This is a genomic window from Paraflavitalea sp. CAU 1676 (assembly GCF_029223285.1).
Taxonomy (GTDB): domain Bacteria; phylum Bacteroidota; class Bacteroidia; order Chitinophagales; family Chitinophagaceae; genus Paraflavitalea.
On the sequence record NZ_JARHUJ010000005.1, the window covers coordinates 353,239 to 376,120 of the forward strand.

Sequence of the window (22,882 nt, forward strand, 5' to 3'; positions counted from 1 at the left end):
GTACGGTTATTAGTCCGGATGGGTTTAGACTGGCTGGGGGCGTACTATCCTAATACAGTAAATGTGGAGTTACTTTATCTTTCCAATCTCCAGGATCAGTATAACGGCCGATGTCTTCGAAGCTATTTTCTCCTGATCCAGCTACAGCCGATTCGGCATCTTTTATTCCAGTGAGTAGGTCGAGATGCCGGGCGCCGCTTTGGTTTACGTAGGTAGGATAAGGTGCCCAGATGAAGGAGTCGGGATGGTGTTGTTTGATGATGCGGATCAGCAGCCACCCCAGCCCAACCGGCCTGAAGACAGCCGGATCAGTAACGTGCAGCATGATGCCATTGCATTTTTGATTGGCATATTTTCCTTCGGCAGGTTTAAAGCTGACCGGCCGGGCAACGACGCCATTGGGTTGTATTTCATTCACCAGCTCAGCAATACGCGCGCCATCCATCCACGGAGCGCCGGCAACACGGAATGGTGTGGCCGTTCCTCTTCCCTCACTGATATTCGTAGCCTCCAGCAGGCCCAGGCCCGGATATAATAAAGCCGACTCAAAACAAGGTATCGCCGGAGATGTCGGCACAAAAGAAAAGTGCTGCTGCGGGTAGAATGAGGAACGCTGCCAGTTTTGACAACGAATGACCTCCAATTCAAAGGCATTGGCATTTGCCCGTAGTATCTCACTGCTACCGGTCGACTTGAAATAAAGCGCCAGTTCGCCCAGCGTACAGCTATGCCTGATGGGAATGCTCCACCGTCCGATAAAGCTGCTGTTGTAGCGCTCATCCAGCATAGGACCTTCTGCCAGGTCCAGCCTGCCCGATAAGGGATTCGGCCTGTCGGCGATCACCAGCTGCTTGCCATGCACCGCACAGGCTTCCATCACCTGGGTCATCGTCCACAAATAAGTATAGAAACGGCATCCGATATCCGGAATATCGAACAATATCAGGTCCAGTTCCGCCAGGTCATGCTGATCGGGCGCCAGTTTGCTGCCATACAGGCTCGTCACCGGAAGACGGGTCAATGGATCGATCACATCCCGCATTTCCGCCCCATCTACGCCGATCGTATCCAGGCCATGTTCCGGTGAAAACAACCTGGTGATCTTAAACCCGGCTTCCAACAAAGCCTGGCGAACGGGCTGGAAGGTCGCGGTGCAGGCTGCATGATTCGTCACCAAGCCAATCCTGCTGTTTTTCCAATCAGGTGGGTTGGCCAATAATATATCTATACCAGACTTCAGTGCGTTCATGGAGGATGTAAGTGGTGTTGGAGCAGGATAATTTACAACTGATGCTGCGAAAATAACGCTTTGTACAGGCATGACCTTGCCGGAAAAGGGTGGATTTCCTAATTTAGCCGCACACGCGATCAAGTTTAATTATGCCAATAAGAAAATATGCCCTGGCGGCATTGCTTGTCTTTGCTTTTTCTGGTCTCTTTTCACAGGATAAAAAGGCCGATCTCCAGCAATTAATTGCACAGTCCAATGATACGGCCGGAATCAACGCGCTGATGAACTATGGGGTTGAGCTGATCAATTTTGATAATCCCAAAGCAAAAGAAGTATTCAACATCACCCTTGAAAAAAGTGCCCGTATAGGATATGACTTTGGTATGGGTTCCAGCTACGCCAGATTGGGTTATTTGGTCGGGCACGAAGGCCGCAACCAGGAGGGGATCGATTATGCACAGAAAGCCGTAGCCCATTTTGAACGGATCAACCGGACCCGGGGTATTATTCTTTGTTATATCAATATGGGATATAATTTCGATATGCTGGGCTTGGGCGACAGTGCGATCCATTATTTCTTAAAGGGCATCCAGGTGCTGGAGAAATCCAAAACAGAACCTGGCAAACTGGCAAGGTTGTATGAAAATGTGGGTACCGGTTATGCCAACAGAAGGGAGTATGCCAAGGCGTTGTCTTATTCCCGGAAAGCAGTTGAACTGGCGACTTCCTTAAACGATAGCGATTATATTGTAACTGCTCATACCGGCTTAAGTTATATTCTTAACCAGTCGAAGGATTACAAAGGCGCGCTGGAGGCGGCGCAAAAAGCGAAACGTTTTCTGCCGCACCAGGAAGATCCTATGCTTATCATCAAGGCCTATTCGCATCTGGCAGCCGCCTGGGCCAAGGTAAATGAACCGGATTCAGCCATAGCGGCAGCAAAAAAGTCAATGCTGTATTCGGCCAAAATTGATCCTGCCAATTATATCGCTGCGGGTCTGGAGCTGGCTGATGCTTATGAACTGAAAAAGGATATCAGGAGTCAGAAAAATATTCTGGATACCCTGAAGCAAAGGGCGGAAGCGGATACCAGCTTTTTCCATCTGTTCAGTATATATGATCGGATCGCCCAGTTGAATTTTTCAACCGGCAATTATAAAGAAGCCTACGCATATCGCACCAAATACTTTGCTTATAAGGATTCTTTTTATTCCCGGCAAAACACGAGGACCATTGCTGAGGTGGAGTCCCGTTTTCAATGGGCGCAAAAAGAAAAGGCGCTGTCCGAAAAACAGTTACAGCTCACCCAAAAAGACCTGGCGCTGGAAAAAAGCAACCGGAATGTCTTCTATGCGCTGGCCGGACTTGTTGTGATGCTACTGATCGCCGCTGTGTTTTATATTCAGAGCAGCAACCGCAAAAAAGCATTCGCCTTAAAGCTCGATGCACTACATAAGCAACAGGAAATTGACATGCTGGAAGCCCTGATGCAGGGGGAGGAGAAGGAACGCAGCCGCATTGCGAAAGACCTGCATGATGGCATTGCCGGTATGCTGGCCGCGGCCAAAATGCACCTGGGCAGCATTGTGCGCAAGGAGCAAGGCGTTGAGCAATCGGCCCATTACCGCCAAACAGTGAAATTGCTCGACGAAGCTACAGGTGAGGTACGGAAGACTTCGCACAACCTCATGCCGGAAGTCTTATTGCAGCACGGCCTCGATGAAGCGCTGAGACGTTATTGCGGCAATGTGAGCAGTAGCACGCTTACCTTTCAATATGACTCCTGGGGCGACATCGAACGCTATAACAGTCACTTCGAACTATCGGTTTACCGCATCGTGCAGGAACTGATCAATAATATTATCAAACACGCCCAGGCCAGCGAGGCCATTGTGCAGGTGAACCTGCGTGACGCTGTTTTGTCTATTACCGTACAGGATAATGGCGTTGGTTTTGCGAAAGCTGATTCAAACACCAACGGCATGGGATTACAGAGCCTGGCGGCCCGGACCAAGGCTATGCAGGGTAAAATGGAAATAGAAAGCGACCCCGGGGCGGGCGTCAGTGTTTATCTTGAATTTGAGACCGGTGCAGTGGCCAAGCAGCCGGCCCAAGAGCAAAGGGCGTGAGCTAAAGTTCTTCAATTGTCTGAAAAGTACAATTCTGCCAATCGGGGGAGTTCGTATTTAGCAGGATAATTGGATAGTAATGAAAACACCCTTCCTCGCTATTTTCCTGACCATACTGGTTGGCGCAGCAAACGCGCAAACGGATAGTGTACCGAATAGGAAAGCCTTTGCCCGTAATTATTATGTAGACACCATTCAGTCCGTGTCGCTGAATGCGAAGCGAACTATCAAGATTTATTTACCGGATGATTTTAAACCGGCGGATAAATACCCCGTCATCTATGTGCTGGATGAGAACTGGATGTTTGAACCTGTCGTGAGCGATGTGGCCAAACTGCTGGATTTCGACGTTATTCCCAAATGTATTGTGGTAGGCATCAATAGTCCCAACCGGTCGAACGACCTGACGCCTAATTTGAATACCGGTGCCTTTACGGGATCGAATAAGAAATTTAACGATTACCTCACCAAGGAAGTACCGGAGCATATTACCCGAAAATACAGCGCCCCGGTTTTCAGCATCCTGGTGGGCCATTCAGATGGTGCCACGTTTGCACAGAATGCCATGACGGCCAACCCGGCCGCCTTCAGGGGCGTGATCTGCCTGAGCCAAAACCTCTTTGGTAATGAGTTGGAGCAATACATCAATTACAGCAAGGAGCCTTTTCCGAATAATAATTATTACTTCGTGGCATCTGGTACGAGAGACGCCACTTCGAGGCTGCGCTCAGGGATGAAGCTCGATAGCCTGTTTCGTACCAACAGTAATCCGTGTTTGAAGGTGAAGCACGAGGTGTATGAGGCCGACCACAGTGGAGTGGCCGGTATGGGGCTTGCCAATGGGCTTGGTTTTATTTTCTCTGATTATTACCAGCCCAACGGATGGGACAGACGCCTGGCGGATTCCCTGCGGAGCATTCACAAGGATCCTACAGTTTTGATTGAGAGTACCCTGGAAAGGATCAATAAGATCTATGGTACCGATGCAAAGGCTGATAGAAATGCTATCATGGATCTGGCCTTCGGGATCATCACGAATAAAGACCAGGCAAAGAGTTACCTCGAATATTTTAAGAAGAACCTGAAGGTCGATGATCAGTTTAATTCCAGTGCCGCTCAGTTGTATGAGCGGATCAACGAGTATGATATTGCGCTTGAATACTGGACGAAGTACCTGAATGATCCCGCATCTTACAAGGGTAATTTCTTTTATTTCAGGCGGCCTATTGAGTTGCTGGCTTACAAGATGAACAAGCCCGACAAGGCCATTGCCTTTGCGGAGGAATGGGAAAAGAAGGCGCCGGCCAATGTGCAATTGTCATTCAAGTTCTTTATTGCCAAGATTGCCTCTGAAAAGAATGTGCTTAAGAAAAAGGGTAAAGCCTATATCGGGAAGTTTATTGCCAACTATGACGCTGCAAAAACGCAGTACAGCCTGGAGGATGCTAAGAAGATTCAGGGGTTGCTGGAGTAACGATGGAGGCTGTTTGCTATACAGCGGGCATTGAAGCAGGACGATGGGCCTATTGATGGAACTTGTTGTCAGCTTTTACCATTCTACATCATCTGTGTACGGTTTGTCAATATACTCCTTAAAGTCCCTGATCTTCATCAGCGACACGGGGTGTGTCAGTTTTTTCAAGTCAATCGTTAGTTCCCAAATGGCAGCGTTGTCGTCCCATGGGTCAGTCAAAATATGAACGGTGTATTCATCAATAGATTTCAGTGCGAATATGTCTTCGCAAGCATCCAATAACCGGAGCGACCTATCTGCCCATATCTTCAATACGAGCACTTCTCCACCAATCAGGCACCAATCATTGTTCCTTCCCACCAATGCGCAGGTTGGGTCGTAATCAAACTCGAATATTCCGAATTCTTCTCCTGTAAGTTTGTTAATGCAATAGGCTGATTCGTAAATATGCCCGACCATCATTACCGTGTTTTCAAAGAGAACTTTGAACTGGTCATTGTCTTTAAGGTTGCCTTTATAAAGTGCCATTGTTGACGAAAATTAATTCCATGGAATGTTCTGAGATATTATAGTGAGAACTATTTATTGCATTCAAGTAGTGGTGTCTAAGTTCCTGTCTTTTCCAACTCACTTTTCACCCAATCCGTTAAGGCCATTTCCCAATCTTTCCCATATGCGCCTATACCCAACCCGGATTTCAGGATTTGAAGCAGGTTGGTGGGTGGCTTATAACCCTTGGGGGGCTGAAGTACAAAAAGTTCTTTTCCGGCGAGATGTTTTGGATAACGGATTGCCGAGGCCCACACTGTAGAACTTGTCAATGATGGAGTAGTTAAATCAGTATCGTAGAGGCCAGACAAGTAGCTCGTGAGTTCATCGTATCCATCGGCATACACCGAAATTTCCTGCCAGGCACCGTTGCTGTGCACAAAGGCGAGGAACCAATCGTCGGCATAAGGGCCGCTATCGGTAGTGTAAATGCCGATGACTCCAACTGTTCCCAGGTTGATAGATATATTGTCACCGTCAGGCAATGTCCACTCAATTGTTTTGTGCTTTATGACGATGCTGCCTGAGTCATTGTGTCGGTCGATGATGGGATGTGTTGTCATAACGGATCAATTTACTGCTGCTTCCAGGTGCCGAACAGGCGGTCCCAGAGGTTGGTGTAAAAGCCGAAGTTATAGGAAACGTCTGCGTGATGGTCATGGTGAAAGGTGGAGGTGCCGAGTATGTTCAATACCGGCAGGCGGCGTACAGCGGCCGGCAATGGCTCTATGCCGAGGTGGCCGGTGAGTCCGAATACAAGGTTTACAATCAGGTAAATGATGATTGCCCAGATATTGAACGGATAACAGACCAGCAATATCAACCAGAGCGCACCGAAGGACAGGGTTTCTATAGGGTGCAGGATGAATAGGTCCATCGGCTTGGGATGCACCGCCTCGTGGTGCAAACTATGTATGATCTTATAGAGTACCGTTTTGTGTATCAGGAAATGAAAGATGTACATGAGCAGGTCCATCGCGAGAAACAGGAACAGAAAGTCAAATGGGATGACCCAGGATAAAGAGGTGCCGGTCACGATAATGCCCTGCTTCCAGAGCCAGTACCCAGCATAGGTAACTACAGTGTTGAGCACGTTGGTGATTGCGCAGATCAGCCATTCACGCCGGCTGTAAGCATAGGGTGTAACAGCCTGTGGATCGTAGCGGCGTTGAATAATACGTCCAATGATGAGTACTAAAACCGTCAACAGCAGGTTCTCGATCAGGAAGATCGGCCATGCCAGGGTGTCGGGGAGGGCAGCGAAGGATTGCAGGAGTTTGTCCATACCAGTTTGTAAGGTACTATTTAATCGGGTTCCGTGAAAGACTCCCAAGACCTTATATCAATTTCTCATTGATCGCCTTGCTCACAGCCTCGGTAGCAGAATGTACCTGCAGTTTTTCATATATCTTCTTGATGTAGGAGCGAACGGTCTCGAAGGCGATACCCAATTCGGCCGCAATCATCTTGTAGCTATTACCCTTGCATAGCAGGGCCAGTATTTCCTGCTCCCGGTTGGTGAAGTCGTATTGTTGCTTAGTAGTGGGCTGCTGCATCGAGGCAATGATCATTTTGGCCACAGAAGGGCTGAGCGAGGCTCCCTCGGCCAGCAGCTCGTTGATGGCGGGGATCAGTTTTTCCGATACATTCTTCTTGAGCATATACCCCGATGCGCCCGCACAAATGGCTTCCAGTATATGGGTGTTGTCATCAAACACGGTCAGCATCAATATCTGCACTTTGGTATTGATGGCCCGGATCTTTTTGACGGCTTCGATGCCCGTCATCCCCGGCATGTCGATATCCATCAGGATCACATCGGGCGGACTCTGTTTTACTTCCGCTTCGGCCTGCAGGCAATTGTCGAAACTGCCCGTAACGGCAAAATCGCCCGAGAAGGAAAGCAATTGTTCCAGTCCATGCCTTAATGCAGCATTGTCTTCATATACCTGAATCGTGATCACTATTCAAAATTAATAGGTTTAGGTTTCTGTTGTTTCCCCCAAAAAGGGGAGGGGAATCTCCAGTTCCACCGTAGTGCCCTGCTGTGGGCCGGTTTCTATCCGCAGTGTTCCATTGCATTCTGCCACCCGTGTTTCGATATTATTAAGCCCATTGCCAGGCAACACAGTTGTTTTAGTAAACCCGACGCCATTGTCGCGCAGGGTCATCCTCAGCCGGTTGTTGACCTTCGTCAACTCAATATGCAGTGCCGTGCAATGACTGTGCTTTACCGCATTGTTGACGGCTTCCTTAAATACGAGGAAGAGGTTCTTCCGGTTGGCCAGGTCGATGGGGAGCTGCTCCAGTTCGGCCGGTAACTGAAAGGTGAGTGCGATGCCCTGGGCTTCACAGATGTCGGCGGCGAACTCTTTCATGCGGCTCGATAATGCTTCCAGTTTGTCATTTTTCGGGTTGATGGCCCACACGATATCGCTCATGCTTTCCATCGTGGAATAGGTGGAGTCCTGGATCTTGTGCAGGTAACCGTTGACCTCCGTATCGGTGGGCGATTTTTTCAAGGCCACTTTGCTGAGCACATTGATGGAAGTGAGGGCTGATCCGATTTCATCATGCAGATCTCTGGATATTTTAGATCGTAACCGCTCTTCTATGATGTACTTCGATATCTTGTTGGCACAGATGGCGGCTATTTCCTGCAATAACTTCAGGTGGTGTTTTTTATAGTAATGACGGCGCGGGTGCTCGGAATCGATGATGCCGAATACCTGACCGTCAACCAACACCGGCACGGTGATCTCGGAATACCTCCTTTCGTCATCGACTATATAACGGTGGTCTTTCGAGGTGTCGGGTATGATGGCTGCCTGTCGACTCTGTGCCACCGCTCCCACAATGCCCTTTCCCAGGGGTATCTCCAGCGGGTTGATGATCTCGTGTTTGGCAGGACTCTTGGGGCCATTGGCCGCTTTCTGCACCAGTACTTTCCGCCGCGGGTCATAAATGTATACCATGCAATCCACGAACTGGAGTTTGCTGATACAGTTTTTCGCCACATCCCAACAGATGTCCTCTACCGTATTTTGTCCGTACAGCGAGGTGGCAAAGTAGTTCAAAATCTGCTGTGCTTTGAGTTTGCGGCGCAGATAAAGGGTCCACGCATAGAATCCATAGGCAGCCGCGAGGGCCACCAAGCTGATGAACCACCCCGTTTGCCAGAAGGGCGGAATGATCCTGAACCGGTAGATAAGTGTATTGGACGAGTAGGTGCCTGTCGCATCCCTGGCCCTGAGCATAAACGTGTAGTGCCCGGCAGACAGGTCGGAGAAGTGGAGGTTGCTGGATGTGCCTGCGGGCCTCCAGGCAGCTTCGTGCTCGTGCAGCTTGTACTCATACTGTATTACCCTGCCCGGGCGATAATGGAGCGCTGCAAATTGAAAAGAGAGGGTGTTGTGGCGATACGGTATCTCTATGTTCCCGGCCCCGTAAAAGCTGGAGTCGTATGTAACGGTACGGCCTTCTACAGATAAATTAGTGAGCACCACCGGGAAGGATGCCGGTGGAAGCGAATGGTCGGGATACAGCAGGAGCAATCCGCCCGATACGGGGACCAATAATTCGTTGTTGGTGTTGTTATAGCTGATGCGTTTAGGGTAGCGTACATCGGGTACGTAGTTGGAGAAACTCATGGCGGGATGACGCGGTACTTCATACAGGAAACGGCCGCTGCTGTCCAGCACGCTGATGCCTTTGCTTTTTAAGAGCCATAACCTGTTCAGGCCATTGGAGGCGAGCGCGTAATAGCTGCTGCTGGTGAGCCCTTCTTTGGCGGTTATCTGTGTTAGTGTTTGATGATAAGGTCGATTGGGCTGGTAATAATACAAGCCTGCTCCATAAGTGGCTATCCATATACGGCCGGCGGCGCCAGGTATCATGTCTCTCACGAGGGTTAGTTGCATGTATTCCGGCACACTGTCGGTTTCGGCATAGATGATCTTTTGGTGTGTTGCCAGGTCATATCGGCTTACCCCCACCGTAAAGGAGCCGATCCACAGGGCACTGTCTGCCGGATCGTTCAGGAGGGAAGTGGTATTGGCCCAGGATACGCCTTCCTGTATTGTGTAGTGACGAAATGTTTGTGTCTTAGGCTGGTAAAAATACATACCGCCCTGCCAGGTGGCCAGCCAGTAATTGCCTTGTTTGTCTTCGAGTATATCGTGGAAGATGACGGGTTCATTTTTATTGGGCGTAGGGAAAACGACGAAGCGATCTTTTGCGCGGTCGTAACGATAGACGGTGGTCTCCGTCAGCAGCCAGATGGTGCCCTGCCGGTCGCGGAGGATATTGGTACAGGACGAAAGGGGCTTCCCGTCTATAGATCGTATGGTACTGATGTGGCCGTTGTTGGCGTTGATGACAAAGAGGGCTGGTGTATCCAGCGCGGTGACGAAATACTGGTTGTTAACTTCGTCGTAACAGGCAGCGCTCATGTTGTCGATACCAGCCTTATCCGACGTAATGGCCAGCGGAATAAAGCTGGCTGCCTTGTTGTGACTGTTGTAATAGCAGATGCCATTGTTGGTGCCGGCCCAGACGATACCCTCTTTATCGGTGTAGATGGCGTTGGCGCCGCCCGGCAGCAGGGTGGAAGATAAGGTTGGCTGATGCCGGATAACGATGGCTTCTTTCGATATTTTGTTCACGGCAAGCATACCGAGCGGGTGGGCCAGGTGCAGGGTGTTCGATCCCGGATCGGCTTTGTTCCAATGTGTGGCCGGGTAGGCCTGGTTGGTGATTTTGATCTCCGCATAACGGTTGGCCTTTTCATCGTAACAGAACAGCTGCCCATGCTCGGTTACGAGGAAGGCGCTTTGGGTAGTACGATCATATTGCAGGTCTTTTACGGTGCCACTAAAACCGGCGCCGTAGAAGCGGAGTTTGCCGGATTGTTTGTTGACAGAGAACAAACCTATGGTGGTGCCCAGCCAGTACTCCTGTTCATTCCTGTCCGTTATCTTCTGTATCGACCGGTAACGCGGAAAACTGTCGAATGGCGGTTGTTGATGAATGGCAGGCCAGTCGTCGAAGTAACGGATCTTCTTTGTAGCGGGATCGTACACCGATAGTTGCCAAACATCCGATACGATCCAGAGGCGGTTCTTCTCATCTGCATGAAGGTCCCAGATAATATAGTTGGGAATGCCGTCCCTGCCGCCGGTGGGCTTTAAGGTTTCCCAATGATTTGTTTTTGGGTTGTAGCTGTTAAGGCCATTGAGGGTAGATACCCATATCCTGCCGCTTGTGTCTTGTACGATGTCGGTGATCTCTTCATTGGAGATACAATTGCCGGCATTGGGTCTGAACACGCTAAAGGTATTGCCGTCGTAACGGTTCAGCCCATTCCTGGTGCCAATCCATAGAAAGCCGGTTTTGTCTTTGAGTAAACTGGTAACCCGGTTATCGGATAGTCCGTGTTCTTCCGTGAGCTTATCGAAATAGTATTGCGCCTGCGTGGTATGGTACAACAAACAGGTAAGAGCGAAGAGGAAAGATCGTGCGAAGGCGTGTTTTGTCATTACCCGACCTGGTAAGTGTTTCTCCTGTAATATAAGCATTTCACCCACCTTCCACAATGGCCGGGTTGTGGTATTCTGGTGTTCAGGTGGCCTCCGGCGAGGGGCCGGTATGCATCCCCCTTATTGGGGTTGATTCCAGTCGCTATGCTGCGGAATTTTGTACGGTAACCTTTCTGGTATCACCGATCAATAACTGTAAATACTATTCGCCATGAACTTCAAGCACCTGATAGCGGCCGGTATGGCCTGCTTCCTCATCACCGCCTCCTGCAATAAAGACGATAATCCACCTTCGGGCAATGGGGGAGGAGGTAATCCGGGTGGTGGTAATCCCGGTGGCGGCGGCAATACGGGCACTTTAAAGATCTCCGGGGCTACACCAGCCTATGCTTTCTGGGGGAAGGAAGTAACCATTACGGGTACGGGTTTTAGTGCAAATGCCGCTGATAATATTGTCAGCATCAGAGGTTATGGGGTAACTGTCTCAGATACGGTCATGTCGGTTGATGTGGTGAGCGCTACGGCCACCCAACTGGTAGTGAAAGTGCCCTATAAGTTGGTGACGGGGGGAGGGGATACCGTTTACCGCGGTTTCGATTACGGCAAGTTCCGGGTGAAGATCAATGACAAGATGGTGACAGCCGATAGCAACAGCCGGTTCGTGGGCATTCCGTCGATCAACAATATCTGTTATACATTCGGGCAACAGCAATATCAATATGCCGTACAACCCGGCGATTCGGTGGTGATGTCCTGCGGAATTCCCGGGATCTATGGCAATGATCAGTATTTTGAATCCTTGCGGGTGTACATCAATGGCGCCAAAGTAACGAGTGCCAAGCGCTTGTTGAATGCGATCTGCGGCGGACTGATCTTTTACCTGCCGCCAAAAGACTACTGCGACCTGAACAATTGCACCGTGCCATCCCCTGGCGGTGTACATATACCTACCCGGCCGGCTCGTAAAATGACCTTTCAGCTGAAGATCGAGGGTACAGATATCGCGGGCCCCAAAAAAGAGTTTTATGTGATCAACCAACCCAATACGCAGGTAGTTGGTACCGTTGGCGGCAATTTCTCGAAGTCGGGCGGCGGCAATCCTTATGGAGAGGTGACGGGTAAATTCTTTCACTTCAAGAATATCCGGTGGTCAACTGCGGGGCTGGCCGATGTGCATACCTCACCGCCGGCGCATGATGTCAATTCCACCAGTCTCAAAGTATATATTCCCCTCAGCATATTGGAAGCTTACGGTAATGGCGCCAGAACATATATGGTCTATGGCATCACCAGTTGTGATGAGGTGATGGCGATTGGGCAGGTAAACATACTTCCCTGAGCGAAGGAAGACTCTGAAGCTGCATCGTCGTAAAAGAAAGAAGGCTATGGGATAGGGAACCATAGCCTTTCTTGTATGTTTTGCGGTGGTTGCCGATTTCTTTATTTAGCCGTGAGGGCCTGTCCTTCAAACACGACGCCGGGCCAGCCGTGCTGCATGAACTGGCGGATGTTCTGGTGGTCGGTGGCGCCGGGCGTATTCAATACCGATTGGTAATGTTCTGCAAACAGGTACAAGGTGTCTTCCTTACTCAGGTTGTTCAATTTTGCAAAAGAGAAGACCTTGGCGCTGCCCTGGTTTTGCGTGGCTTCGTTACGCGCTTCGCCATTGTTGAAGGCGGTGGGCTGATGCTGGTAATAAGTTTCGATAAATTCAATCACCTCTTTGAAGGAGGCAGTATTGGCTTTTAATTTTGCCAGTAGTGTGGTGAATTGTTCTTGCATGCCCAAAAATATAGAATTAGGACGTTTGACAACAGGAAAAGAGATGAGTTACCGCGGTATAAGCCTGCGAGGTGAAATGTCAGTCAAGCAGGTAACGGTAGAACTTTTTACAGGCATTCCGGAAGCGTTTTGGTGGTATTCCAATGCGGCGATGTTGGGAAGGGCACCCCTGGCCGCCTGACCCGTTTCAATCTTTCTCCAATTTGATTCAATCTTTTTACCCCGGGTTGGGTGGAAATGCTGTTTGCCTTATGTTTGCGGCATGATCCAACACCCTGCTTCGACGAGCCTGCCAACCACCCGGCAGCATTTTGAGATCCTGGACGGCCTGCGCGGCGTAGCGGCCATCGCCGTGGTTATCTTCCACTTCATGGAGATCGCTATTCCCGACCCCAAAAACAACTTTATTGCCCACGCCTACCTGGCTGTGGATTTCTTCTTCTGCCTCTCTGGCTTCGTCATCGCTTATGCTTACGACGACCGGTTATCGAAGATGGGTGTATTATCATTTTTCAAACTGCGTCTCATTCGTCTTCATCCTTTGGTGGTGATTACCTCCCTATTGGGGCTGGTATTGTTTGTGCTGGACCCTTTTAGCCAGATATGGACGAAATATGCCGGCAATCTTTTCCTGCTATTCATTGCTTCCTGTTTCATGGTGCCTTTTCCCCTGGTACGTGAACGGTATTTCAACAACTTTCACCTCAACCCACCCACCTGGTCTTTGTTCTGGGAATACATCGCCAATATCGTTTATGCCTTCGTGCTGGTGCGACTCTCTAAGAAATGGTTGTGGGTGCTTGCCGGATTAGCTGCTATTGCCTTGTTTTGGGAGGCACAGGTATATGGCAACCTGGGTGTAGGCTGGAGTGGCGACAATATTCATGGCGGCGGGGTGCGGGTTGCTTTTTCCTTCCTGGCCGGCATGCTCGTATACCGTTGCAACTGGATCATCAAGTCGAGACTTGGTTTTGCCGCAGTGGGGATTCTCCTGTCACTTACTTTCCTTATACCTTTTGTTGAGGAGTACAATAAGATCATTGATCCGGTGGTGATCGTCCTGTACCTGCCCTTGTTGGTAGCCCTGGGCGCCGGCGCCACGCTCTCTAAAAGCGCCGCAGGCTTCTGCCGTTTTTCGGGTAATATCTCTTATACGCTGTATATGGTTCACTACCCGTTCATCTGGGTGTTTTTGAGCTACGTGGAAAAGGTGAAGCCCTCGCTCCCGCAAATGCTGGTGATCACGGTAGTAGGTACCCCACTGCTCATCGCACTGGCTTACGTGGTATACAGGTATGTGGATGTGCCCGTACGAAAGTATTTGCAACAGCGATTTGTGCAAAAGCCAAGTCCTGTTAAGGTAAGTGCCTAGCGGAATGCCAGCCTGGCCCTCCTGAGTCAGCCGGAATGCGTGTCCTCTTTCTTTTTGAGGAACCGCCGTACCAACCTGTTCACGGGGCCACGTAGCAGCAGGTAGGGAATGATGGCCAGCAGGAAAGCTACCAGCAATGATTCGAACGGGTAAAAAGCATCCTCCGTTTTATCCCTGAATAAGATGACGAGCTGGTATACGATATCGAGTATGGTGCCAATGATAAAGATCCTCCCGACATCCGTCCATACTTCACGAACGATTCTTTTCCTTTCGGGCTTGGGCGCTTTGAAGTAACGCCATAGGTAAGGAACATTACCTGCCTTTGCATCTTTCAAGGCGGCCCGTATGGCAAAGATGATCGATACCGTTGGCTGAAGAAAGAAGCGCAGGTTGAAAGGTCCTTCAGTTCTCGCCAACAGGTTTTCCCATATGCGTTCTAATATCCCAATCATAACTTAATACCTCCCTGCTTCAATGCATTGGTTGCTTTGGGGATGACAACAGCTCCCGGCATGGCCCATTCATGATCTTTCATGGCTTGTTGTTTGAAGTACAACTTACCAACAATTGATCACGTAGTGGTCCGGACCGCCCGTTTCACCGTTAAAGCAGCAGGATTATACTGATAAACGAGGTGCCTTGGGCTTTTACATCCTCAATAAGCGCATGTTGCCCAGTATCCGGTCGTTCGTTTTGTCGTAGATGGTCAGGATGTAAAGACCTTTTTGTGTTTCTGATAGATGGAATTCAGCGAAAAAGGAATTGATAACGGGTCGCTGAAACACCTGTTGGCCGTTTGAGCGAGTGAGGGTGATCAAATAGGACTTCGAGCGGTCCAGACCAGTTACCATGATCCACCTATAGAAAGGGTTAGGGAGTACCCGTATCGTTTGTTTGCTTCCATCAGGATCGACTATGCCTGAGAACAGTGACCGCGTTATGACGACGCTGTCGACCGCAGACGCTACTGTATAACAGGTATCGCTGGTGGTCATCCTTGCGTAGATCTTGTTGGAGCCAATAGCGAGGTTGCCGGATGAAAGTGTTAGTTGATTGCTGGTACTTTGCGCCTGCAGGATACTGGTAAATGCACGGTCTTTTGCGAATGTATATTGGGGAGTGGTGCCACCTCCTGCCATATTGGTTGCAGTAAGAATGACCGGGGTTGGCAAGACTGGTACGTTTGTAACATCTGTCGATAATTTTACCAGCGGGGTAACGGCTGTAATCACGATGAAGGTGGCATTGCCGGAAGACGAGGCATGGCCGTTGGTGTAGGTCACGTCAAATGTTTGTGTGCCGGTGGATAGTGCCGCAGGACTGAAAGTGACGGTGCTGTCGGCCAGGTTTACCGGTAATGCTATGCCGCTCAATTGGACCCTGACGTGGGTCTTGCTGGTGTCTGCAGGCAAGTTCATGATCTTCACTTTCTGTGCTCCTGCTGTCTGGCAATAGGTTGCTTTCAGCGCCTGCCATTGTGGTACAGGAGGCGGTTCTTCCAGTGTGCTTTTCAGTGTATAAAGTGTACTATCGATTGCGATGTACCAGGTTGTGTCGCGGTAATACGTTTTGCCTGCTGCAGTATCTATTTGATAAATCGTGCTGCCTAACCGGGGTAGCAGCAACCTGATGATCCTAAATGTATTGCCGTAGCGCGATTGGAGCATGATGTCTCCGTGTGGATTCAAATGATCCAGGGAGAAGCTGGTGGCCGTGCCGGTCGGTACCTGCGCCTGCACGCCGAGTGTATCTCTTAGCCACAATTGATTGGTGAAAAATGGTACTTCCGGTGAGAAATAACCGGTGCGAATGAATGCAACAAACTTGTTGTTGACCTGGTATCCGGTTTGTGGAGAGGCATGCCAATCCCTCGTAGGCATGGTTAGCCCTGCGTCACCCTGTGGGCCGGTGGTGACGGCATAGGTTGTCGATTCGTCTTTGACAGTGTATACTATATTATGCCCATCGGAGAGTGGGTTTGCTGCTCCTATCGAAATGGTGCCCGGATAGGTGGTTAAGACAGTGTGGCTGTTGTTCAGGTATTTTACCAGGTTTTGGGTGGAGTCGATGTAGGCGACCAAACCATTGGCTGCTATTTCATTGCTTGTCCCCAGGCCAGCCGTGTGATCAAGCGCGTAATGGGTAACGAGTGTGTTGGTCTGTGTTGACAGATCACGCAGGAAAAGGCTGTCCACCAGTGAGATGCCCGCTGAAGCGGAAGTCTTTGCCCAGATGCAAAAGCTGCCGGCCGCTTTCAGGGTACTGGTATCGCTCTGTGCCACGCTTATTAAAGTACCGTTGTTGAAATCATAAATGCTATCGATTGCCGAAGCGCCTGATGGCCTTGTGCAAAATACAGCACCCTGTGGTGTTACATAACCACTCATGACGCGTCCCTGATAGGGGATAGCTGTAATACTTTGGTTCAATACGTCATATAGTCGTGGATTCGATTGCGGGCCATTGTCAATTACAAGCAGTTTATTGTAATTAAAATCGATGATCCTGGCTGGTGCTTTTCTGTATTCCTGCAGGTAGAGAATTGTTGGTGATACGGTCGTTTGCGCAACAGCAAATTGCGGCACGAACCCGATGATCAATACGGCAATGAATCGTAGTGAACTGGACATACGTTTATGTATTGGCGTCTTACGAAGGTAGCCAGATTTTGGAATGCGGACCTAAAGGGCAGGATTAAATGTTTCGACCGAAAATCTAACGGCCGAAGAAAATATCTTTAAAAGATTGATTAATAATAGATACCCGATAGCGTTAGCGCTTACCCCGTCATTTTCATTTGATTTTCTTTCCACGAACCAGGCGTTTGGCCGGTCTTCCGTTTGAAAAAGCGGATGAAGTTGGCTTCCGACAATTCACCGGTGAAACCGATCTGAATGCTGATCTGTTTCAGATTCATGCCTTCCAGCAATAAAGTTTGTGCTTTTTCGATCCTCAGGTTGGCGAGGTACTCATACGGGCCTTTACCGTATGCTGCCGTGAATATCTTCTGCAGTTTCGACCTGTTGACCCAGACCATTTCTGCGAGGTCGGGGATACTGTAATGCCTGCTCAGGTCTTTGGCAATAATGCCTGCGGCTTTACGGACCAGCTCACGGTCCGTTTTGGATAGGAATGGTAAGTGTTCCATTGCGGATAAGGTTTAAACGATTGAATAGGATGCTCTGCCGGTGCACAGGATGTCTGCACATCGGGAATGTGGAGCCAGTGTTCGGATGCCGTAAAAAAGTGTTCGAAGTTGATCTTGATCGATGGAGGAGTAGTCGCTGATTAAATATATAAAGAAATCCGGAAGTTTTATGTTAAATCCTATCCATATAAGGGCTAACCCGTAGGTGCATTGCCTTGGTTCGTAACGGCGAGGTGTATTGTGGAAGTTTTTGGACAGAATGCGTTTTCCTGCTGGCTTCATTGGTGTTTCGGGATCGTTTTTTTGCCAAACATGCACGAACATTCTGTGCTCCATTTTGTGCAATCGTTTGTTTGTTCACGCTGTATTTTCTTTCTGTAAATTAAGTGTCGTACCTACTGTTATCAAATTATTACCCCGCCTTTTCGCAGAGGATAGCATCGTATCATTGCGCGCGAAAAAATAAGCAGTACATCGTATTTACATTTTCCAGATAGAACTCAATCCATCAATTTAATCATCCTTCCATGACTAGAAATTTAAACCGATTGCTAACATGCTTATGTCTGTTGGGCAGTTTACTGTTCAGCCATTACGGGCAGGCTCAGCAAGCTGCTGCTGCCCGGGGTATCGTTCGTGACGAAAAGAACGAACCTGTTGCAGGCGCTACCGTTACTGTTGAAAACAAAAGCGCTTCATTCAGCGCTACTTCCCAAACCGATGGGGAGGGGGCTTTTTCCTTTACCGACCTGGCTACGGGCGGTACTTACACGTTCGTCGTGTCGCACCTTGGTTTTGAAAAGCAGGAGTTGAAGGGCTATCGCTATGAGGGTAAGCCGATCATCCTGTCGGTGCAGCTCCTCAGCACCAGTTCGCAGTTGACCGATGTGGTGGTCGTGGGCTATGGCACGCAAAAGAAAGCCAACCTTACCGGCGCTGTAGGGCAGGTAGATGCGAAGGCGATCCGCGACCGGCCGGTTGCCAATGCTTCACAAGCTTTGCAGGGTAAGGTACCAGGTTTGAACATTACGTTTGGTGACGGCCATCCAGGATCAGGAGGCACATTTAATGTGCGGGGTTTTGCCACCGTTACAGGCGGCACTGGCGCTCCGCTGGTATTAGTAGATGGTGTGCCGGGTAATATCAATATGATCAACCCGCGCGATATTGAAAACATCTCTGTGCTGAAAGATGCCTCGGCGGCAGCCATCTATGGCGCCCGGGCCGCCTTCGGTGTGATACTGGTTACCACCAAAACGGCGAAGAAGGGTAAAATCATCGTGAACTACAGCAATAACTTCAGCTGGCAAACACCCACCGTGCGTACTGATTTCATGACCGATGGGTATGATGTGGCGAAGATGATGGACTCTGCTTTCCTGCGCAGTACAGGCAACACCTATACCCGCTATACGGATAAGGATTATGAAGAGTTGAAGAAACGTCAAACTGATAAGTCATTGCCTTCGGTTGTTGTAGACAACCGCAACGGCAAGGATATGTACATCTATTACGGCAACACTGATTGGTGGAGCACGATGTTCCGCGATTATTCACCTTCGATGCAGCACACGCTGAGCGTATCGGGCAGCAGCGAAAAAGTGGATTACTACCTCTCGGGCCGCTTTCAACAGCAGAAGGGCATGATGCAGGTGAACCAGGACCAGTACAATGCGTATAACTTCCGGGCAAAGATCAACGCCCGGGTAACGCCCTGGATGACCTTATACACCAACACGCAATTGAGTATTGATAAATACAGTTACCCGGGTTGGGGATACAACAGCAATTTCGTGTCCATTACCGTGCATGCGTTGCCGTCTTATGTGCCCGTTAATCCCGATGGTACGGCTACCTATCGTACAGAACTGAACAACTATACGATCGGTGATGGCATCTATGCCGACCTGTTGTATGGCAAATCGAAAGGGGAGAACCGCAATTACAATGCTACCAATACCGTAGGTGCTACCTTCAAAGTAGCCAAAGGACTCGAGCTCAATGCTAACTATACCTATGAATTGAACCCGGTAACGCCCGGTGTCAATACACATGAGATCTCGCGGAGAACGAAAGCGCCATGGTCTATTTACCCCGGTGTGACCAGTTATGTGGGTAACGACCGTTTCTATGAGATACTGCGCCTCGATCAATACCATGTGGTCAACGCTTTTGGTACTTATGAAAAGAAGATCAGCAAGCATGGATTTAAAGTAATGGCGGGATACAACCAGGAGTTCCGTACGTACAAGACCCTGCGCGGTGAGCGATCGGACCTTTTGTCGGAAGACTTGAACGAACTGGACCTGGGTACGGGTACCAACCTCGCTACCGGCAATTCGAACGAGTGGGCCTTGTTGGGTTTCTTTGGCCGGTTGAACTACGACTTCGATGGCAAATACCTGCTGGAGCTGAATGGCCGTTACGATGGTACTTCCCGCTTCCCCAAGGGTAAGCGTTTCGGATTCTTCCCATCTGTATCGGCAGGCTGGCGTATCAGCAACGAAGAGTTCTTCGAACCTTTGAAGGATGTTGTATCGGACCTGAAGTTGAGAGGCTCTTACGGTACCCTGGGCAATCAGCTAACGAGCAATTTCTATCCCTCCACAGAAGTAATGGGAAGTGGTCAAAGCAGCTGGCTCATCGATGGCGCCCGCGCACAGGTGTTGAACGCGCCTACGCCACTGAGTGCCGATATTACCTGGGAAAAGACCAATTCCGTGAACCTCGGTCTGGATATCGGTTTGCTGCGTAACCGCCTGGTAGGATCGTTTGATATCTATCGCCGTAAGACGGTCGATATGCTGACGCCCGGGCCCACTTTATCGGCTGTTTTTGGTGCTTCTTCGCCTGCACAGAATACCGGTGACCTGTTGACCAAAGGTTTTGAACTTTCCCTTACCTGGCAGCAAAGCAATAAAGTAGGTGGTAAAGACCTGAGCTGGAGCATTGGCGGTGTTTTGTCCGACTACACGGCCGAGATCACCAGTTTCAATAACCCAACGCTTCGTCTCAGCGATCACTACGTGGGCAAACAATTGGGTGAGATTTGGGGCTATATCACGGATGGTTATTTCGCGACGGACGAAGAGGCTTCGAAACTCAATGCAGATAAAGTAAGCCAGAGCCTGGTGTATCGCCAGATCAGGAGTTCGGCGGGCGAATGGAATCGTCTTCGTGCGGGCGATCTGAAGTTCAAGGACCTCAATGGCGACTCGATCATCAACAATGGTGCAAATACCCTTACCAATCCCGGTGATATGCGGGTGATCGGTAACTCGCTGCCCCGTTATTCTTTTGGTATTACCGGTAACGCTTCCTGGAATAATTTCGACGTATCGTTCTTCCTTCAGGGTATCGGTAAACAGAACTGGTATCCCGGCAACAATGCCGATAAATTCTGGGGACCTTATTCAAGGGCTTATTATTCCTTTACACCAAACGGATTTACCGATAAGATCTGGAGCAAGACCAATACCAATGCTTATTTTCCGCTGTTGAGGAGTTATGAGGCGTTGAACGACGGTGGCACCATGCGCCAGCCAACGGATAAATACATGCAGGACCTTGCCTACATCCGGCTCAAGAACCTGAGTGTGGGCTACTCACTGCCAGCCGGATTGCTGAGAAAACTTGGTTTCAGCAATTGCCGCGTGTATGTGACTGGTGAAAACCTGTTCACCCTCACAAAGCTGGATACGGACTACATCGATCCTGAGCAAGCTGGTGCCGAGACCAACGGACGTGTATATCCGTTCATGAAATCGTATGCTTTTGGTTTGGACCTTTCTTTCTGATCCTTTTAAATCGTCAATCATGAAAAGACAATTCATTTATATAACGTTGCCCGTGCTGTTGCTGGTGATGACCGGCTGTAAAAAAGACTTCCTCGACCGGCAACCGCTTTCTCAAATATCTCCAACAACTGCCTTCCGTTCCGAAACGGAGCTGAGCTTGTATGTGCGCTCCTTTTACGATCGTATGTTGCCCAATGCCGACAATGACGACAGAGGGTTTAGTTTGTACAACGAAGGCATCGACAATGTGATCAAAAACTCTTTGCCCGTTGAGCTCACCGGCAACCGTACGATCCCCGTTAGTGGCGGCGGCTGGAGCTGGGGGGAGTTGCGCAACGTGAACTACTTTATTCAAAATCATCAGCGTGGCGGTTTGGATGCGTCCATTACCAAAAAGTACCTGGCGGTGGCCAAATTCTTCCGGGCCTACTTTTACTTCAATATGGTGGCACGCTTTGGTGATGTGCCCTGGTATGGCAAGGTGATCGAACCGAATGATACGGTGAGCTTGCAGAAGCCGCGTGACCCCCGTACGCTGATCATGGATTCTGTGCTGGCAGATATTGATTTTGCCATTGCCAATGCCGAGACTTCCCGGAAGGTGGCCGAGGTGACGAAATGGACTGCCCTCGCCTTGAAGTCGCGTATCTGCCTTTTTGAAGGCACGTTCAGAAGGTACCATACGGAGTTCAGTTTGCCTGATGCCGACAAGTTCCTCAATGAATGTGTGAAGGCTTCGGAAGACCTGATCACCAACGGCGGTTATTCTATTTTCAAAGGATCGGCGCAGCCGTATCGTGACCTGTTTGCTTCCTATGCGGTGAACCCCAATGAAGTGTTGCTGGCGCGCCAGTACAGCAGCAGTCTGCAACTCTTTCATAATGTGAACTACTACACCATCACGCCGTCTTACGGCAAGCCGGGTCTGGAGAAGAAACTGGTGAACAGTTACCTGATGGCGGATGGAAGCCGCTTTACGGATATCGACCGTTATGACACGCTGCCTTTTGCCAAGGAAACAGTGAGCCGCGATCCAAGGTTGGCGCAAACCATCCGCACGCCTGGCTATACCCGCATCAATAGTACCGTAAAACGTTTCCCGGATTTTGGTGCTACGGTTACCGGTTATCATGTTACCAAGTATGTGACGGGTGAGGCAGACGATAGTTTTACGAAATCGTACAATCCGCTCATGATCTTCCGTTTTGCGGAAGTATTGCTGAACCTGGCCGAGGCAAAAGCCGAGCTGGGTACTTTGCAACAGAGTGATATTGATAAAACGATCCGTTTAACGCGCGATCGTGTTGGGATGCCCAACCTGGATATGGCAGCGGCCAATGCCAGCCCCGACGCTTATCTCGCGGCGCAATACAAAAATGTGAGTGGTAGCAATAAAGGCGTTATTCTCGAGATCCGCCGCGAAAGAAGGGTAGAGTTTGTAATGGAAAACTTTCGTTGGAATGACCTGATGCGTTGGAAGGAAGGTCACCTGATCACGCAACCTTTCAAGGGCATGTACTTTAATGGCATCGGTAAGTTTGATCTCGATGCAGATGGCAAGGCCGACATCTGGATCTATAACGGTACCAAGCCGACCGAGCCTGGTTTGCATTACCTGAAGCTGGGTACGGAGATCGAACTGGAGAACGGCGTGAATGGTGGCAATGTGCTGATCAATAAGAATATCTCCAAGAAGTTTGATGAAACAAAAGACTACCTGTATCCGGTGCCTTCGGGTGAAATTCAGTTGAACCCTGCTTTGAAGCAAAACCCGAACTGGAAGTAGTTACTGTTATCTGTGTAGAATAAGAAGACCGAACCTTGTTTTGGTTTTTACTTTAAGAACAATGGCCCGCACCT

The 22,882-nt window shown here is 49.6% G+C and carries 16 protein-coding genes; 6 read left to right on the top strand and 10 right to left on the bottom strand.

Going from position 1 to position 22,882, the window contains the following annotated elements; translation table 11 throughout:
- Positions 1-49: 49 nt before the first annotated feature.
- Entirely contained in the window at positions 50-1,249 is a 1,200-nt protein-coding gene (locus P2H89_RS17950) for a DUF1343 domain-containing protein (protein ID WP_275829349.1), read from the bottom strand.
- Positions 1,250-1,380: 131 nt separating this feature from the next.
- Here P2H89_RS17950 and P2H89_RS17955 point away from each other — a divergent pair, with 131 nt between their 5' ends.
- Together P2H89_RS17955 and P2H89_RS17960 are read left to right on the top strand one after the other, a co-directional pair.
- On the top strand, positions 1,381-3,360 hold the full coding sequence (locus P2H89_RS17955; protein ID WP_275829351.1) for a sensor histidine kinase: 1,980 nt from the start codon (positions 1,381-1,383) through the stop codon (positions 3,358-3,360).
- Between the two features lie 79 nt (positions 3,361-3,439).
- The gene (locus P2H89_RS17960) at positions 3,440-4,834 is read left to right on the top strand and encodes an alpha/beta hydrolase-fold protein (RefSeq protein ID WP_275829353.1); all 1,395 of its coding nucleotides are present in this window, start codon (positions 3,440-3,442) and stop codon (positions 4,832-4,834) included.
- A 75-nt stretch (positions 4,835-4,909) separates the two neighbouring features.
- Here the strand turns inward: P2H89_RS17960 and P2H89_RS17965 are convergent, their stop codons facing one another.
- The 5 genes from P2H89_RS17965 to P2H89_RS17985 all read right to left on the bottom strand — a co-directional run bounded on the left by P2H89_RS17965 (position 4,910) and on the right by P2H89_RS17985 (position 10,920).
- Complete coding sequence (locus tag P2H89_RS17965) at positions 4,910-5,362, bottom strand: hypothetical protein (protein WP_275829355.1); 453 nt, start codon at positions 5,360-5,362, stop codon at positions 4,910-4,912.
- Positions 5,363-5,439: 77 nt separating this feature from the next.
- Positions 5,440-5,946: a hypothetical protein gene (locus P2H89_RS17970; RefSeq protein ID WP_275829357.1), complete on the bottom strand. Its 507-nt coding sequence runs from the start codon at positions 5,944-5,946 to the stop codon at positions 5,440-5,442.
- A gap of 11 nt (positions 5,947-5,957) precedes the next feature.
- Positions 5,958-6,668 (bottom strand): sterol desaturase family protein, encoded by a 711-nt coding sequence (locus P2H89_RS17975; protein ID WP_275829359.1) that lies wholly within the window; start codon positions 6,666-6,668, stop codon positions 5,958-5,960.
- Between the two features lie 52 nt (positions 6,669-6,720).
- On the bottom strand, positions 6,721-7,347 hold the full coding sequence (locus P2H89_RS17980; RefSeq protein ID WP_275829361.1) for a response regulator transcription factor: 627 nt from the start codon (positions 7,345-7,347) through the stop codon (positions 6,721-6,723).
- A gap of 18 nt (positions 7,348-7,365) precedes the next feature.
- Entirely contained in the window at positions 7,366-10,920 is a 3,555-nt protein-coding gene (locus P2H89_RS17985; RefSeq protein WP_275829362.1) for a two-component regulator propeller domain-containing protein, read from the bottom strand.
- A 211-nt stretch (positions 10,921-11,131) separates the two neighbouring features.
- Here P2H89_RS17985 and P2H89_RS17990 point away from each other — a divergent pair, with 211 nt between their 5' ends.
- Positions 11,132-12,259, top strand: coding sequence for an IPT/TIG domain-containing protein (locus P2H89_RS17990; RefSeq protein WP_275829364.1), 1,128 nt, complete (start codon positions 11,132-11,134; stop codon positions 12,257-12,259).
- 101 nt (positions 12,260-12,360) lie between these two features.
- Here the strand turns inward: P2H89_RS17990 and P2H89_RS17995 are convergent, their stop codons facing one another.
- Positions 12,361-12,702, bottom strand: coding sequence for a HopJ type III effector protein (locus P2H89_RS17995; protein WP_275829366.1), 342 nt, complete (start codon positions 12,700-12,702; stop codon positions 12,361-12,363).
- 262 nt (positions 12,703-12,964) lie between these two features.
- Between P2H89_RS17995 and P2H89_RS18000 the strand changes: the two genes are divergently transcribed.
- A complete protein-coding gene (locus tag P2H89_RS18000) occupies positions 12,965-14,074 on the top strand; it encodes an acyltransferase (protein ID WP_275829368.1) in 1,110 nt (369 codons plus the stop codon).
- Positions 14,075-14,100: 26 nt separating this feature from the next.
- Here P2H89_RS18000 and P2H89_RS18005 read toward each other — a convergent pair whose 3' ends face one another.
- The 3 genes from P2H89_RS18005 to P2H89_RS18015 form a co-directional block, all read right to left on the bottom strand.
- Positions 14,101-14,529, bottom strand: a complete 429-nt coding sequence (locus P2H89_RS18005; protein WP_275829370.1) for a hypothetical protein — start codon at positions 14,527-14,529, stop codon at positions 14,101-14,103.
- 195 nt (positions 14,530-14,724) lie between these two features.
- Positions 14,725-16,707: a hypothetical protein gene (locus P2H89_RS18010; RefSeq protein WP_275829372.1), complete on the bottom strand. Its 1,983-nt coding sequence runs from the start codon at positions 16,705-16,707 to the stop codon at positions 14,725-14,727.
- A 149-nt stretch (positions 16,708-16,856) separates the two neighbouring features.
- The gene (locus P2H89_RS18015; protein WP_275829374.1) at positions 16,857-17,225 is read right to left on the bottom strand and encodes an AraC family transcriptional regulator; all 369 of its coding nucleotides are present in this window, start codon (positions 17,223-17,225) and stop codon (positions 16,857-16,859) included.
- A gap of 527 nt (positions 17,226-17,752) precedes the next feature.
- Here P2H89_RS18015 and P2H89_RS18020 point away from each other — a divergent pair.
- Entirely contained in the window at positions 17,753-21,022 is a 3,270-nt protein-coding gene (locus P2H89_RS18020; protein WP_275829376.1) for a TonB-dependent receptor, read from the top strand.
- Positions 21,023-21,041: 19 nt separating this feature from the next.
- Complete coding sequence (locus P2H89_RS18025; RefSeq protein WP_275829378.1) at positions 21,042-22,808, top strand: RagB/SusD family nutrient uptake outer membrane protein; 1,767 nt, start codon at positions 21,042-21,044, stop codon at positions 22,806-22,808.
- Positions 22,809-22,882 lie beyond the last annotated feature (74 nt).

Bases quoted from the DNA above. Each gene is read 5' to 3' on its own strand.
- P2H89_RS17950 (WP_275829349.1), bottom strand. From the start codon at position 1,249: ATGAACGCACTGAAGTCTGGTATAGATATATTATTGGCCAACCCACCT.
- P2H89_RS17955 (WP_275829351.1), top strand. From the start codon at position 1,381: ATGCCAATAAGAAAATATGCCCTGGCGGCATTGCTTGTCTTTGCTTTT.
- P2H89_RS17960 (WP_275829353.1), top strand. From the start codon at position 3,440: ATGAAAACACCCTTCCTCGCTATTTTCCTGACCATACTGGTTGGCGCA.
- P2H89_RS17965 (WP_275829355.1), bottom strand. From the start codon at position 5,362: ATGGCACTTTATAAAGGCAACCTTAAAGACAATGACCAGTTCAAAGTT.
- P2H89_RS17970 (WP_275829357.1), bottom strand. From the start codon at position 5,946: ATGACAACACATCCCATCATCGACCGACACAATGACTCAGGCAGCATC.
- P2H89_RS17975 (WP_275829359.1), bottom strand. From the start codon at position 6,668: ATGGACAAACTCCTGCAATCCTTCGCTGCCCTCCCCGACACCCTGGCA.
- P2H89_RS17985 (WP_275829362.1), bottom strand. From the start codon at position 10,920: ATGACAAAACACGCCTTCGCACGATCTTTCCTCTTCGCTCTTACCTGT.
- P2H89_RS17990 (WP_275829364.1), top strand. From the start codon at position 11,132: ATGAACTTCAAGCACCTGATAGCGGCCGGTATGGCCTGCTTCCTCATC.
- P2H89_RS17995 (WP_275829366.1), bottom strand. From the start codon at position 12,702: ATGCAAGAACAATTCACCACACTACTGGCAAAATTAAAAGCCAATACT.
- P2H89_RS18000 (WP_275829368.1), top strand. From the start codon at position 12,965: ATGATCCAACACCCTGCTTCGACGAGCCTGCCAACCACCCGGCAGCAT.
- P2H89_RS18005 (WP_275829370.1), bottom strand. From the start codon at position 14,529: ATGATTGGGATATTAGAACGCATATGGGAAAACCTGTTGGCGAGAACT.
- P2H89_RS18010 (WP_275829372.1), bottom strand. From the start codon at position 16,707: ATGTCCAGTTCACTACGATTCATTGCCGTATTGATCATCGGGTTCGTG.
- P2H89_RS18015 (WP_275829374.1), bottom strand. From the start codon at position 17,225: ATGGAACACTTACCATTCCTATCCAAAACGGACCGTGAGCTGGTCCGT.
- P2H89_RS18020 (WP_275829376.1), top strand. From the start codon at position 17,753: ATGACTAGAAATTTAAACCGATTGCTAACATGCTTATGTCTGTTGGGC.
- P2H89_RS18025 (WP_275829378.1), top strand. From the start codon at position 21,042: ATGAAAAGACAATTCATTTATATAACGTTGCCCGTGCTGTTGCTGGTG.